Source organism: Bacillus sp. RC51 (genome assembly GCF_044908115.1).
In the GTDB taxonomy this organism is placed as follows: Bacteria; Bacillota; Bacilli; order Bacillales; family Bacillaceae_G; genus Bacillus_A; species Bacillus_A mycoides.
Map to the genome: position 1 here is coordinate 1 of NZ_JBIYCW010000030.1, position 14,903 is coordinate 14,903.

General features: G+C 37.2%; 16 protein-coding genes, 1 tRNA gene, 1 other RNA gene and 1 other annotated feature. Of the genes, 4 read left to right on the forward strand and 14 right to left on the reverse strand.

What is annotated here, in order from left to right; genetic code table 11:
- Positions 1-239: 239 nt before the first annotated feature.
- From ABH959_RS29085 to tadA, 7 genes are all read right to left on the reverse strand, one after another.
- Positions 240-509 (reverse strand): pro-sigmaK processing inhibitor BofA family protein, encoded by a 270-nt coding sequence (locus ABH959_RS29085; protein WP_002063354.1) that lies wholly within the window; start codon positions 507-509, stop codon positions 240-242.
- Between the two features lie 262 nt (positions 510-771).
- A complete protein-coding gene (locus ABH959_RS29090) occupies positions 772-993 on the reverse strand; it encodes a YaaL family protein (protein ID WP_002009631.1) in 222 nt (73 codons plus the stop codon).
- 14 nt (positions 994-1,007) lie between these two features.
- On the reverse strand, positions 1,008-1,604 hold the full coding sequence (recR, locus tag ABH959_RS29095; RefSeq protein WP_002009629.1) for a recombination protein RecR: 597 nt from the start codon (positions 1,602-1,604) through the stop codon (positions 1,008-1,010).
- A gap of 14 nt (positions 1,605-1,618) precedes the next feature.
- The gene (locus tag ABH959_RS29100) at positions 1,619-1,945 is read right to left on the reverse strand and encodes a YbaB/EbfC family nucleoid-associated protein (RefSeq protein WP_170935248.1); all 327 of its coding nucleotides are present in this window, start codon (positions 1,943-1,945) and stop codon (positions 1,619-1,621) included.
- 25 nt (positions 1,946-1,970) lie between these two features.
- The gene (dnaX, locus tag ABH959_RS29105; protein WP_404493540.1) at positions 1,971-3,659 is read right to left on the reverse strand and encodes a DNA polymerase III subunit gamma/tau; all 1,689 of its coding nucleotides are present in this window, start codon (positions 3,657-3,659) and stop codon (positions 1,971-1,973) included.
- Between the two features lie 132 nt (positions 3,660-3,791).
- An RNA gene (ffs, locus tag ABH959_RS29110) (signal recognition particle sRNA large type) lies at positions 3,792-4,056 on the reverse strand.
- Between the two features lie 78 nt (positions 4,057-4,134).
- Positions 4,135-4,629 (reverse strand): tRNA adenosine(34) deaminase TadA, encoded by a 495-nt coding sequence (tadA, locus tag ABH959_RS29115; protein WP_002063356.1) that lies wholly within the window; start codon positions 4,627-4,629, stop codon positions 4,135-4,137.
- Positions 4,630-4,735: 106 nt separating this feature from the next.
- On the opposite strand from tadA, the gene ABH959_RS29120 reads away from it, so the two are divergent.
- The 3 genes from ABH959_RS29120 to ABH959_RS29130 all read left to right on the forward strand — a co-directional run bounded on the left by ABH959_RS29120 (position 4,736) and on the right by ABH959_RS29130 (position 6,705).
- Complete coding sequence (locus ABH959_RS29120; RefSeq protein WP_002130738.1) at positions 4,736-5,275, forward strand: cysteine hydrolase family protein; 540 nt, start codon at positions 4,736-4,738, stop codon at positions 5,273-5,275.
- A 123-nt stretch (positions 5,276-5,398) separates the two neighbouring features.
- The gene (locus ABH959_RS29125) at positions 5,399-6,034 is read left to right on the forward strand and encodes a deoxynucleoside kinase (protein ID WP_404493541.1); all 636 of its coding nucleotides are present in this window, start codon (positions 5,399-5,401) and stop codon (positions 6,032-6,034) included.
- Positions 6,035-6,036: 2 nt separating this feature from the next.
- Positions 6,037-6,705 carry a deoxynucleoside kinase gene (locus ABH959_RS29130; RefSeq protein WP_002009620.1) on the forward strand — a complete coding sequence of 223 codons (669 nt, stop codon included), beginning with the start codon at positions 6,037-6,039 and terminating at the stop codon, positions 6,703-6,705.
- A 35-nt stretch (positions 6,706-6,740) separates the two neighbouring features.
- Here ABH959_RS29130 and ABH959_RS29135 read toward each other — a convergent pair whose 3' ends face one another.
- From ABH959_RS29135 to guaB, 7 genes are all read right to left on the reverse strand, one after another.
- Complete coding sequence (locus ABH959_RS29135; protein WP_002029297.1) at positions 6,741-7,136, reverse strand: sigma factor-like helix-turn-helix DNA-binding protein; 396 nt, start codon at positions 7,134-7,136, stop codon at positions 6,741-6,743.
- 166 nt (positions 7,137-7,302) lie between these two features.
- Positions 7,303-7,395 (reverse strand) — tRNA-Ser (locus ABH959_RS29140).
- A gap of 154 nt (positions 7,396-7,549) precedes the next feature.
- A complete protein-coding gene (serS, locus tag ABH959_RS29145) occupies positions 7,550-8,824 on the reverse strand; it encodes a serine--tRNA ligase (RefSeq protein WP_002009617.1) in 1,275 nt (424 codons plus the stop codon).
- Positions 8,825-8,875: 51 nt separating this feature from the next.
- Positions 8,876-9,096 (reverse strand) — a binding site (T-box leader).
- A gap of 54 nt (positions 9,097-9,150) precedes the next feature.
- Positions 9,151-9,741: a pyridoxal 5'-phosphate synthase glutaminase subunit PdxT gene (gene pdxT / locus ABH959_RS29150; protein ID WP_002063361.1), complete on the reverse strand. Its 591-nt coding sequence runs from the start codon at positions 9,739-9,741 to the stop codon at positions 9,151-9,153.
- 18 nt (positions 9,742-9,759) lie between these two features.
- Positions 9,760-10,647: a pyridoxal 5'-phosphate synthase lyase subunit PdxS gene (gene pdxS, locus ABH959_RS29155; RefSeq protein WP_002009615.1), complete on the reverse strand. Its 888-nt coding sequence runs from the start codon at positions 10,645-10,647 to the stop codon at positions 9,760-9,762.
- Between the two features lie 159 nt (positions 10,648-10,806).
- Positions 10,807-12,114, reverse strand: coding sequence for a serine hydrolase (locus ABH959_RS29160; protein ID WP_142675696.1), 1,308 nt, complete (start codon positions 12,112-12,114; stop codon positions 10,807-10,809).
- 113 nt (positions 12,115-12,227) lie between these two features.
- Complete coding sequence (guaB, locus tag ABH959_RS29165) at positions 12,228-13,691, reverse strand: IMP dehydrogenase (protein ID WP_002107266.1); 1,464 nt, start codon at positions 13,689-13,691, stop codon at positions 12,228-12,230.
- Positions 13,692-13,806: 115 nt separating this feature from the next.
- On the opposite strand from guaB, the gene ABH959_RS29170 reads away from it, so the two are divergent.
- Complete coding sequence (locus ABH959_RS29170) at positions 13,807-14,808, forward strand: YaaC family protein (protein ID WP_113938640.1); 1,002 nt, start codon at positions 13,807-13,809, stop codon at positions 14,806-14,808.
- Positions 14,809-14,903 lie beyond the last annotated feature (95 nt).

The window sequence follows — 14,903 nt, forward strand, 5'->3', positions numbered from 1 at the left end:
AGGATCAAACTCTCCAATAAAGTTAGTTTGTCTAGCATCTAAAAATAAAAATTGACGTTTCACGTTGTTTGTTTCGTTTAGTTTTCAAAGTTCAATGCCGCGTTTCAGCGACTTTTATAATTTAACATTTTGACTTGAATCTGTCAACAACTTTTTTCTTTCGTTCCTGACGACGCTTATTAATTTATCATATTACTAATCGGTAAGTCAACGCTTTTTTAAAAAATGCCAAAATAAATTTATCTTGGCATTATATATAGCTTAATAATCACTAATGCAGCAACACCTGGCACCCCTAATAAACTTGATACTGTAGCTGTGCCCATGTTAATTGGAATATGAAAATCGAAATATGTCCCTGCAACATTCACAATAAATAGTAACGCTATACCTAAAGTGACATGAAAGAGTGCTTTCCCTATAAAACGTATTGGTTTAGCAGAAACACCAAAAACAAGAAAAATAAAAACTAAAGCAAGAATGCCAACAATAATAATTGTAGAATTCATTTTTTCCTCCTTATGAATGACCTATACATATCCATTTGTATGGGACAAGACAAGAAAAAAGAACATCTATAACATAACTCCTACCACTTCGTCTTTATAACCTTTAATCAATAATATTTCTTCTAAGCACTAACAATTAGATACAACTAATTCCATTCCCACTTTTTCTTTCTCCTCTTTATATCCCAAAAATAAAGTAGCCCTGTTACTCACAAATAAATCTATAAAAAGCAAAAGGTCCCGCTTTAAAAAGCAGGACCTTTTACCATTGTTCCATTTTCACAGGACGACGTTTTGCTTCTTTTAACAAGAAAAAATATTTCGCCTCTGCTATTTTTAAAGAACAAAGTACATCTTGGGACGGCTCAACACTTTGTTCAACCAGTCTCTTCTGACGTAGCCATTCATTCTTTACCTTTTCTAATAATACAATTAACTTATCGTCATACTCTTTACGCAACTTACCCTTTTTTTGAAAGAACATTTTCCCTTCTCCTCTTATATCTCTCTACGGCCTTCTAAAGCTTTCGATAGTGTTACTTCATCTGCATATTCTAAATCTCCACCAACTGGCAGACCATGTGCAATACGAGTTACTTTAATTCCTGTTGGCTTTAAGAGGCGGGATATGTACATCGCTGTGGCTTCCCCTTCAATATTAGGGTTTGTTGCTAATATCACTTCTTGTACTGTTTCATCTTGCAGTCTCTTTAATAACTGCGGGATATTAATATCCTCTGGTCCAATTCCCTCCATTGGAGAAATGGCACCACGCAAAACATGATATACACCTTGGTATTCTTTCATTTTTTCCATCGCAATTACATCTTTCGGCTCTTGTACTACACAAACAACCGATTGATCCCTATGCGAATCGTCACAAATATAACAAGGATCGCGGTCAGTGATATGTCCGCACACAGAACAATACGCTAAATCTCGCTTTGCATTCACAAGTGCTTTCGCAAAACCTAGTACATCATCCTCTTTCATATCTAACACGAAGAATGCCAATCGAACCGCTGTTTTCGGTCCGATTCCTGGCAACTTCATAAAACTATCGATTAATTTTGATATCGGTTCTGGATAATGCATATATCAATATCCTCCTAGAACATTCCACCTGGTAAGTTCATGCCTTTTGTAAATTTGCCCATTGTAGAGTTTGAAAGTTCATCAACCTTTTTAAGTGCATCATTCGTTGCAGCTAATACTAAGTCTTGTAACATTTCGATATCTTCTGGATCTACAACTTCTTCTTTAATTTTCACTTCAAGAACTTGCTTATGACCATTTGCAATAACAGTAACCATTCCGCCGCCAGCTGTACCTTCAACTGTTTTTTCGCCAAGCTCTTCTTGCGCCTTCGCCATGTCTTTTTGCATCTTTTGCATTTGTTTCATCATATTATTCATATTTCCCATTCCGCCACGCATCATAATTAATTCCTCCTCATTATTATTACTCTTTTATTTCAATAAGTTCTTGCCCTACTAATTTTACAGCCTCTTCTATAAGAGGATCTTCTTTTTGTTCTGGGCTTTCTTCAGAATCCCCACCTTCGCGTTGTAAAAAGTCTTCACGAATTTTACCCCATTCACTTTTTGGGATAGCAATCATATTTAACCTTTTACTTAACAATTCAAAAAGAGTTTGTTCCAATGTATCCATCGCTTCTCGATTTTCACTAGCCATTTTGCAATGAATCTCATATTGAAATGCTAACACATAGGTATCATCCGAAGCCGCAACTGGTTCACTATTTTCTAATAAAACAGCAAATGCTACTTTGTTATGTGACTTGAGCCTTCCTAATAATTCGCCCCATACAGCTTTTAACTGTTCTAAATCTTGACGCTTCGCTTGCTTTAACACTTCATTCACACGTCCAACAGGAATTTTCATACTTCCTGTTCGTACCGGTTTTGGTGTTGCCCGCGTCTCTCTTACTTCCTGCTGCACACCAGCTGGCACGCCATTCTTTTTAACTTGCTCTAACTCTTTCTCCAGCTGCTGCATCCTATTCATAATCGCTTGTAAACGATCTGCGCCGTTTGCTTGCATCATAAATTGCTGACACAGTTGCACCATAACAACTTCCAAGAATATTCTTGGATGGTTTGTCCACTTCATCTCCTGTTGTCCCTTACTAAGGGTATGAATAATTTCATAGATTACTTCCGGTTTCATTTCTTCACTTAACGTACGGAATTGATCATCTACAATTACCCGTTCCAACATATGTTCTAATTGTGGTGAAGTTTGATATAAAAGCATATCACGATAGTAGTAAATGAAATCCTCCATAAAGCGAACTGGATCTTTCCCTTTACTCATCATCTCATCTATAATACGTAACGCTCTTGATACATCATTTTCACGTATACATTCTACCAGGTCACCCAAATATCGCTGAGATACAGATCCTGTTACAGCTAAAACATCTTCACTCGTCACCGTCTCATCACTATAAGAAATAGCTTGATCAATAAGACTGAGCGCATCACGCATACCACCTTCGGCGGCACGCGCTACGATTTGTAACGCTTCATCTTCTACTTGCGTACCTTCATTTGTCACGACCGTCGATAATCTCTCAACGATATCATTTACTGATATCTTTCGAAACTCAAAACGCTGACAACGCGAAATAATTGTAGCTGGAATTTTATGCGGTTCTGTTGTCGCCAGAATAAAAATAACATGTCCTGGCGGCTCTTCTAAAGTTTTCAAAAGCGCATTAAAGGCACCCATAGAAAGCATGTGAACTTCATCAATAATGTATACTTTATATCCTACAGCACTTGGAGCATATTTTACTTTATCTCTTATATCTCGAATTTCATCTACACCGTTATTTGAAGCCGCATCAATTTCTAATACATCTGAAATAGACCCTTGTGTAATTCCTAAACAAGAAGGACATTCATTACAAGGTTCAGCTACCGGGGCGTGTTCACAGTTAATTGCCTTTGCAAATACTTTTGCAATTGTCGTTTTCCCTGTTCCCCTCGGACCCGAAAACAAATAAGCATGTGAAGCTTTCTCTTGAAGAAGGGCATTTTGCAACGTTTTTGTCACGTGCTTTTGACCGACTACATCTTCGAATTTTTGCGGTCTCCATGTTCGGTATAACGCTTGGTATGACACGAAAATACGGCCTCCCTCAAAGGTTATTATCTTATTTATTATAACCCATTCTGTTTATAGATTCCAAAAGTTATTTTCCATACAAAAAACTCACCTTTATATAAAGGTGAGTTTTGTATACATATATAACTGCCGTGCACCTTCTGTCGATTACGTACCATAAGCGTTACTCAAGCAGTTAGCTCGGTTCAGGCACTCCTGCGGCACACGAGAAAACCCGCTTATTGCTGCTTCCTTCCGGACCTGACAAGGTTCACGGGGTCCCGTTGCGCAGGACCCAAACGTCAACACCACTTACTTAAGGCAGACCTTACAGCAGCATAACCTCGAGAAGGGATTCAGCCTCGCTAGAGCGGATTGCGAGTATAGGGCACCGCTACCTCCCCGCTTAGCACGGCAAAGTTAAAACCAATATTCGGTTGCCTTGGATAAGGCATTATCAGTATAACTTGTTTTTTTACAAAATGCAAATACGTTAGTTACCATTACTTTTCTCTAGTTTTTTCACTTCTTTTCTTTTCTTACGAAGCTCCCTAAAAAAAATCGTTAACAACGTACCACATTCCTCTTCAAGTACACCAGCCACTACTTCACACTGATGATTAAAACGCTCATCAGTTAAAAGATTCATCAACGTACCTGCACATCCGCCTTTCGGATCGCTCGCACCATATACAACCCGTTTTATACGCGATAAAACAATTCCCCCTGCACACATTGGACAAGGTTCTAATGTTACATATAACGTTGCATCTTCTAAACGCCATGTCCCTAATTTTTTGCAAGCTTCATCAATAGCTAAGAGCTCGGCGTGAGCTATTGATCTCTGTTCAGTTTCTCTTAAGTTATGTGCGACACTAATCACTTCACCATCTAGCACAATTACAGCACCAATTGGTACCTCTTGTATCGCCTCCGCCTTCTTCGCTTCCTCTATTGCTAACTGCATAAAATATATATCTCGCTCCATAATATAGTCCTTTCACCAAAAATAAAATACACTTTTTCATTTCTTGCAGGTGGGATAACTTTTACAAATTCAATCCAACCTAAAGAAGAAAGAGAGGGAATTACATATGAAAAATACTGCCTTACTCATTATCGATATGATTAATGATTTTCAATTCTCCCACGGACCCATCCTGGCACAGAAATGTGAAATTATAAAGAACCCCATTTTACAATTAAAGGACACCATGAAATCATTGGGCTATCCAATAATTTATGTCAATGATCACTATCAACTTTGGAGATCTGATATTGATCAACTTATCACTCATTGTACAAATGAGTATAGTAAAAATATTATCGAGGCCATTGCTCCGCATACTGACGATTATATTTTTATTAAACCACATTACTCTGCTTTTTATGAAACACCTTTGAATTCTTTATTAGGTTATTTAAAAATCGAAAATCTCATTTTAACAGGAATTGCCGGGAACATATGCATCCTTTTTACAGCTAATGATGCCCATATGAGAAATTATACACTTTATGTACCACGGGATTGCATCGCTTCTAATAACGAGCAAGATAATGAACATGCTTTAAAAATAATGGAAGCCACATTAAAGGCAAATATTGTACCGTCATCCCAAATAAAATTTAATTAATACATATCTATTTTCTAACTTTTTATATCAAATTAGTCCGCTCGCTCTCCTCTTGTGCTACAATAATTCTGTTTTGTGTTTTTAGTAGTCACGGTAAATCACTGATTGAAAGGAGGAAACAGCGTGACCGGAGTACCATTTATCACGGTTGAAGGACCAATTGGTGTTGGAAAAACTTCACTTGCGAAGGAACTTTCAACTCACATGCAACTCCACTTACTAAAAGAGATTGTTGATGAAAATCCTTTTTTAGGAAAATTCTACGAAGACATCGACGAATGGAGTTTTCAAACAGAGATGTTCTTTCTTTGTAATAGATACAAACAACTAGAGGATATTAACATAAAGTATTTGAATCAAAGAAAGCCTGTAGTAGCAGATTATCATATATTTAAAAATTTAATTTTTGCATCCCGTACATTAAAAGATTCTCAATACGATAAATACATGCAAATTTATCGCATTCTTACGCAAGATATGCCTGTACCAAATGTCATCGTTTATTTAACAGCAAGCCTAGAAACATTACAAAAACGAATTGCCATGCGCGGAAGAGAATTCGAAAAAAATATGGATCCAAATTACTTGCTACAGCTTACAAAAGATTACGAAACAGCAATGAATGCTTTCAAAAAGGACCATCCGGATATTCCGGTATTAAAATTTAATGGAGACGATATGGATTTTGTAAGAAATCCTGATGATTTAAATGTCATCTTATCAGCTCTTCAAAATACTCTCTTGAAGGAGTCGAAATAACAATGAATTTAAGGCAAAAATATGATATACCAAATGATGCAGTTATCACTATTGCTGGAACAGTAGGTGTCGGTAAATCAACTATGACAACTGCATTGGCTAACGCTTTAGGTTATCGTACATCTTTTGAAAAAGTAGATTCCAACCCATATTTGGACAAGTTCTATGCTGATTTCACACGCTGGAGCTTTCACTTACAAGTTTACTTTTTAGCAGAACGATTTAAAGAACAAAAAAGAATTTTCGAATATGGTGGCGGTTTTGTTCAAGACCGTTCTATCTATGAGGACACTGGTATTTTCGCAAAAATGCATTACGAAAAGGGTACAATGACTGAAACTGATTATGAAACATACAAAGGTTTATTTGATGCTATGGTCATGACTCCTTACTTCCCTCATCCAGACTTATTAATTTACCTAGAAGGTTCTTTTGATGATATTGTCGATCGTATTCAAGAACGAGGACGTCCCATGGAGCAGCAAACACCAATTGAATATTGGAAAGAGATGCATGGACGTTACGATAACTGGATTAATAACTTTAATTCATGCCCTGTTTTACGATTAAACATTAATGAATACGATATTTTAAAAGATGGCGATTCAATCGAACCAATCATTAAAAAAATTGGACATTTTTTAAAACAAACACGTAAACTTGTAAAATAAAAAACCCGTGCATATGCACGGGTTTTCCTATGAAATTACTTTTTCTTTTTTGTCGGAGCAATAATTTCACTCTCTGGCTTTCCTGCATTAATACGCTGACGAACAGTACTCGTACTAATATCATATGTTTCAGCAATCTCTTTAACAGTCAATTCTTTCCCATTAATTACTGCTGTTAGTAATTTCCCTGTACGTTTTGGAGTTACTTCTTTTTGCACAGCTGGTTTTTCAGCTTCTTTTGGTACCTCTACTTTTTTTGCAACCTGTTTTACATCACAAGTGCAACCACAAAGTTTACGGAATGTATCATCACTTATAATGCGCGACACATTTGCACCACTGTTTAAAATTCTATTGTTCTTACAGACAGGACATTGTACATAATATAAAGTTTTTCCATCTAAAGGAAACGTTTGTATAATAAGATCCATGTTAACTCCTTTCATATCTATGAAGATAATCATCGGAATATGAGTGTGTAATAAGGACACTATATCCTTACATCATACTTTATGATTGGTTTTAAAATAAAAACTCGTTACGTGTTGGTAACGAGTTCTCCAATCTCCACTTATATGCGCTGTTGTCAATTATATCTGGAGGAGGTAGAGGGATTCGAACCCCCGCGCGACTCTCGCCGCCTGTCGGTTTTCAAGACCGATCCCTTCAGCCAGACTTGGGTATACCTCCATATTGACATCAAATATAATATCAAAAGAAAAACAGTTAGTCAACCCTACTATAATAAATTATGAGGAAAGGAAAATTTTACTTCCCCTCTCCTTTATGACACTGCTGACAACGTCCATAATTACCAATCACTCATACCGATGAATGTTTTAACTTATTTAATAACTGTTTTTCCTCCCATATAAGGGCGAAGAACTTCTGGAATTATAATTGTACCATCTTCTTGTTGGTAGTTCTCTAAAATAGCTGCCACTGTACGTCCAATTGCAAGACCAGATCCATTTAGTGTATGAACATGTTCCGGTTTGCCATTTGGCTCACGACGGAAACGGATATTCGCGCGTCTCGCTTGGAATGCCTCAAAATTACTACAAGAAGAAATTTCACGATATGTACCATAGCTTGGAATCCATACTTCAATATCGTATTTCTTCGCTGCTGTAAATCCTAAATCTCCTGTACACATGCTCATAACGCGATATGGCAACTCTAATAATTGTAACACGCGCTCTGCATCATTTGTTAATTTTTCTAACTCTTCGTAAGAATCTTCTGGTTTCACGAACTTAACAAGTTCAACTTTATTAAATTGGTGTTGGCGAATTAAACCACGTGTATCACGACCAGCTGAACCTGCTTCAGAACGGAAGCATGAGCTAAACGCAGCATATCGTATCGGCAATTGCTCTTTACTCACAATCTCATCACGATGCATATTCGTTACAGGTACTTCAGCTGTCGGGATTAGGAAATAATCTTCACTTTCAATACGGAATGCATCTTCTTCAAACTTCGGAAGTTGTCCTGTTCCTGTCATACTTGCACGGTTTACCATATAAGGAGGCAATACTTCCTCATATCCATGCTCATCAGTATGAAGGTCAAGCATAAAGCTAATCAAAGCACGTTCTAATCTTGCACCAGCACCTTTGTAAAATACAAATCGGCTTCCTGTTACTTTCCCAGCACGTTCAAAATCTAGAATCCCTAAATCAGTAGCAAGATCCCAATGCGGTTTTGGCTCATAAGTAAATTCTTTCACTTCTCCCCAAGTACGTGCTACTACGTTATCATCCTCTGTTTCACCTATTGGAGCAGATTCATGAGGGATATTTGGGATAGATAGCATTAATCTTTCTAAATCTTCTTCAACTGTACGAAGCTCATTATCAAGATCTTTTACTTTTTCCCCAACTTCACGCATTTCTAGAATTAGAGCTTCCGCATCTTTCTTTTCACGCTTTAATACTGAAATTTGTTGAGATACTTCGTTACGTTTACTTTTTAGTTCTTCTGTTTGAACAAGTAGCTCTCTTCTTCTCGTATCAAGTTCTTCAAAGCGACCAAAATCCGTTAAATCTTCGCCTCTATGCTGTAATTTTGCCTTTACTTCTTCAAAATTCGTACGTAAAAATTTAATATCAAGCATTATATACTCCTCCTTTTATTTTATAAAACACAAAAAACTCCCGTCCCTATACAAAGGGACGGGAGTTAACCCGCGTTGCCACCCTAGTTGAAAGCATTACCGCTTTCCTCTCAAGTAGAAATAACGGCTCTTCACCGGGAATGTTTACTAATCAAAAGATATTCCACATTCCATTCCAGGATGGATTCACAAACTGTTTCTATCGATTTCCACCAACCATCGACTCTCTATAAGAAACAACATTTGTTACTACTTCCTATCAACACGCTTATTTTATAAAATTGTTATCATCAATTTACTATAATCTTATACAAGTTGCAAGTTACTTATACAACTTTTTTCATTTTCGCTTCTTTTACCATTTCTACAAAGTATGCTGTTACACGATGATCATCCGTTAATTCCGGATGGAAAGAAGCAGCTAAAAACGGCCCCTGCCTTACCGCTACCATTCGCTCGCCATGCATAGAAAGTACTTCAACATCATCAGCTACATTTACAACATACGGAGCACGGATAAATACACCAACAAAGTCTTCTCCCACACCTTTCATTGAAAGTGCAGCTTCAAAACTATCTTTTTGGCGTCCGAACGCATTGCGCTCAACCGTAATATCCATAGCACCAATATGTGCTTCTTCATAGCCAATAAGTGTTTTCGCAAGAAGAATCATTCCTGCACATGTACCAAACATTGGTTTACCAGACTTCGCAAATGTACGAAGAGGCTCCATGAAAGCATACTTATCAATAAGACGGCGCATTGTTGTACTTTCACCGCCTGGTAAAATAAGACCATCAATCTCTTCAAGTTGCTCTATACGCTTTACAACAACAGCTTCTGCACCACTTGCCTCAACTGATTTTACATGCTCACGAACTGCACCTTGAAGACCTAGCACACCGATTTTCACCATTTTAAAGATCTCCTTTAATTACCATCCACGCTCTTGCATGCGTTGTTCTGGTAATAACGTTGAAATTTCGATACCTTTCATTGCATTACCTAATCCTTTAGAAAGGCTTGCAATTAGTTCGTAATCTTCATAATGAGTCGTTGCCTCAACGATTGCACGTGCAAATTTCTCTGGGTTCTCTGATTTGAAGATACCAGATCCAACAAATACACCATCAGCACCAAGTTGCATCATTAACGCTGCATCTGCTGGTGTTGCTACACCACCTGCTGCAAAGTTTACAACTGGCAGGCGACCAAGGCGTTTAATTTCAAGTAGTACTTCATAAGGAGCACCAGTATTTTTTGCATATGTCATTAACTCATCTTCACGTAGACTTGCAACTTGACGGATTTCTGCATTGACTTGGCGCATATGACGCACTGCCTCTACAATGTTTCCTGTTCCAGGTTCACCTTTTGTACGAAGCATAGCTGCACCTTCTGCAATACGACGTGCAGCTTCTCCGATATCGCGGCAACCACATACAAACGGAACTGTGTAATCACGTTTATTTAAATGGTATACTTCATCAGCAGGAGTCAATACTTCACTCTCATCGATATAGTCTACCCCTAATGATTCTAATACACGTGCTTCTACAAGGTGACCGATACGACATTTTGCCATAACCGGAATTGATACAGCACCCATAACTTCTTCAACAATTGTTGGATCTGCCATACGAGAAACGCCACCTGCTGCACGAATATCTGCAGGTACACGCTCTAATGCCATAACAGCAACTGCGCCTGCCTCTTCTGCAATCCTTGCTTGCTCAGCGTTAACTACGTCCATAATAACGCCGCCTTTTTGCATTTCTGCCATTCCACGTTTTACACGTTCTGTCCCTGTTACATTTGTCATGTACAAAAACCCCCCTAGGTGAATTGCTTTCCCCGTTAAAGAAGAAAATTAAGAATACTCTTACATTCTACCATTAACTATCTGATGCTTGTCTACTACTTTTTCATAAAGTCGGTATGAAAAATAGGAATAAGAAAAAGCTCCTACAATGAGGAGCTTTTAAAACCAACCTTTTACTGTATCAATAGCACCATTCCACATACCACTAAAGAAAGAACCAATTCCGCGCATAGAACGTGTAAACCAGCCTGCCTCTTCTACTTCAGATTTTGTTACAAGGTCTACTTGTAATGATTTTCCTGATAAAAATCCAGGATCATTACTATCTTTAGACGTTACAACCATTTGTCCAAGTGCAACTCCCTTTTTCAGAGGTGCTTCTTGTCCCTTATTTCCTTCTTTAAATTCTGTTTTATAAACGTCTTTACTTCCCTTTGGCATCGGAAGTGAAACAGCTTGCTTCGTTTGAACTGCTACATCTTTATCTTTCGCATTTTCAACTCTTACTGTTTCTTTTCCTTTGACCGAAGAACCTTTTTCATACATTTTCTTCATTTCAAAGTTAGCAAAGCCATAATCATATAATTTCTTCGTCTCATCGAAACGCGCTGTATGAGAACTTGTTTTAATAACTACAGAAATAAAACGCATACCGTTTCGTTCAACCGTACCAGTGAAGCAGTCCCCTGCTTCTGGAGTTGATCCTGTTTTTAGACCATCTACTCCGTCATATTCTTTAACTAAACCCTTTAACATCCAGTTCCAGTTCGACATCCCAAATTTCTCTTTTTCTGGACGGAAAACTTTTTTCGGGATTTTTGCTGTATCTAACACTTTTGGATAATCTTTAATTAAATGTTGCGCTAAAGTTGCAACATCCTTCGCAGACATTTTATTTTCTTCATCCGGTGTTGTACCTTCAGGATGCATCCCTTTTAAATCTTTGTTCGTTAAACCCGTAGAATTAACAAATTTATAATTTTTCAATCCTAGTTCTTTCGCTTTATCATTCATCATTTTTACGAAATCTACTTCTTTACCTGCAATTGCTTCTGCTAATGCAATTGTTGCACCATTTGCAGAAAAGATTGCCATTGCCTCGTATAACTCTTTTACTGTGTACAGGCCACCATTTTCTAATGCAACATTTGATAATGAAGCATCTTGTGAAATCTTATATGCATATTCAGAAACCTTAATTTTTTGATCCCACTTAAGTTTTCCTTTATCCACTGCTTCATGAACTAAATATTCACTCATCATCTTTGTCATACTAGCAATTGATAATAATTCATCTGCATTCTTTTGATATACAATTTTTCCAGAATTCGCTTCAACTAAAATCGCTGCACCTGCTTCAATGTTTAAAGCAGCTGCTGTTTCTGCTGATGCATTGCTATATGGTGCAAACATGCTACAAGCTATTGTAAGCACTGTTACCAACGCAATGAATCTTTTGCAAAACATACCTTTCACTTTTGCTACCCCCAATATCTATGTACTCACATAACCGTTATTCTAACATAATCAAAAAAAAATAGACAGAGATATCAAATCTCTGTCTATTTGTATATAAGACATTACAATGAGTAGTTTGGAGCCTCTTTTGTAATCTGTACGTGATGAGGATGGCTTTCACGTAAACCAGCACCTGACATACGAATGAACTGTGCATTCTCACGTAAGAATTCTAAATTCTGCGCTCCGCAATATCCCATACCTGCACGTAATCCACCAACTAATTGATGAACTGTATCTGCTAAAGGTCCTTTATATGGTACGCGTCCTTCAATACCTTCAGGAACAAGTTTTTTGTTTCCTTCTTGGAAGTAACGATCTTTACTTCCTTTTTCCATCGCTCCAACAGAACCCATACCACGATATACTTTAAATTGGCGACCTTGGTAAATTTCAGTTTCTCCAGGGCTTTCAGCAACACCAGCAAACATACTACCTAGCATAACAACGTGTGCTCCTGCTGCTAAAGCTTTAACCATATCACCAGAGTACTTAACACCGCCATCAGCAATAACTGGAATACCGTGTTTACGAGCTTCTGTTGCACAATCATAAACTGCTGTTAATTGTGGTACACCAACACCAGCTACAACACGCGTTGTACAAATAGAACCTGGTCCAATACCAACTTTAACTACGTTTGCACCAGCCTCAATTAATGCTTTCGTTGCTTCAGCTGTAGCAACATTTCCAGCGATAATATTTAGTGCTGGATATTTCGCACGAACTTCTTTTACTTTTTCAATAACACCTTTAGAATGCCCATGAGCTGTATCAAGTACAATTGCATCTACACTCGCTTTTACTAATGCATCGATACGAAGCATAGCATCAGCCGTTACACCAACAGCTGCTCCAACTAATAAGCGTCCCTGCTTATCTTTAGCAGAGTTTGGGAATTCAATTACTTTTTCAATATCTTTTATTGTAATAAGCCCTTGTAATACACCGTTATTATCAACAAGAGGGAGCTTTTCAATTTTATACTTTTGTAGGATTTTTTCAGCTTCTTCCAGTGTAGTACCAACTGGAGCTGTAATTAACTGTTCTTTTGTCATTACGTCAGAAATTTTGATTGAGTAGTCTTGGATGAAACGCATATCACGGTTTGTAATAATACCAACTAATTTTCGCTCATCTAAATTATTTACAACTGGTACACCTGAGATACGATATTTTCCCATAAGATGTTCTGCATCATATACTTGATGTTCTGGAGTTAAGAAGAAAGGATCTGAAATAACGCCGCTTTCAGAGCGCTTTACTTTATCAACTTGCTCTGCCTGTTGCTCAATAGACATATTCTTATGAATAATTCCTAAACCGCCTTGGCGAGCCATTGCAATAGCCATGTCAGCTTCTGTTACTGTATCCATTCCTGCACTAATTAACGGGATGTTTAACTGTAAGCTTTCAGATAAAACTGTTTTAACACTTACTTCTCTTGGTAATATATCTGACCTCGCTGGTACAAGTAATACATCATCAAAAGTCAAACCTTCTTTAACAAATTTAGATTCCCACATAATTGTTCCCCCCATGATACCAGAAATTATTATTAGTAGCTTATCAATTGGTTAAAATACTGTCAAGGACGTATATATATGTTAGAATTTTTAGACAATAAAAGGAGCGTAATATATGCATCAAACACATTGTACTTGGCAGCAATTAAGTTTCTTTTTTTCATCTCAAAATGTACAACGTTATCTTGCCCGTTGTTATGAAAAATCCTCCATACAAGATGCTGAAAAAAAAAGTTTTGAAAATTGTTATCCATTTATTTATTACTTAGAACACGGTAAAAATTATTATGAATTATATAAAACAGCGCCATTTTCCATTCAGCCAATGCTGTTATTTTATGGGATGGGGCAACTTTTTAAAGCCTGTTTATTAACTATTAATCCAAACTATCCAGAATCAACAACCGTTTTAGCACATGGAGTGACAACCCGTAAACGAAAAAAACAAGGATATCAATTTTTAGAAGATGAAGTGAAAATACAGAAAAATGGACTATTTACTCACGTGGCAGAACAACTGTTTCACATGAAACACTTAGAAACAGAAAAGTTTAATATGTTAGAGCTAATGGGGAAAATCCCTGAATTACAACATTTATTTCGCTATAGTCAAAAAGGAACAACATTATATAAAATTGATTCAACAAATAAAAATGAACTCTCTTTTTCAGTCAACATACTAGATCGACTACATATGACCAAAGAGAGATTTTCTCGTTACATCGAAACAGCTTGTAAGCATTTATCAATACAACACGTACCTGAGAAAAACAATGAATTAAATGTGTTTTTTTCAGCACCTATTCAATCATGGAATCCTATGTATAGCACACCTTTATACTATGAGCATCTTACTGACACGTATTATTTACCACTTACGACTGACCCTAGAAACTCTAAGCCAGTGTTGCCTGAGCTCCTTGTTCATTATTTATTGCTCTATAATTTAAGTATGATTTCTAGGTATGAAACAGATTGGTGGTATGACTTACTTGGAAGCTATGGATCTGAAGATTATCCGTTTATTTATCAATTTCTCAATATTTCTGCTCAAAAAATCCCTTACTATATTTCAGCATTTTTACTAGCAGAACCGGGCCTATTTCATGGGAAATAAAAAAAACACGAGTCAAATGACTCGTGTTTTTAGCTTGCTTGGCGACGTCCTACTCTCACAGGGACAAGGTCCCAACTACCATCGGCGCTAGAGAG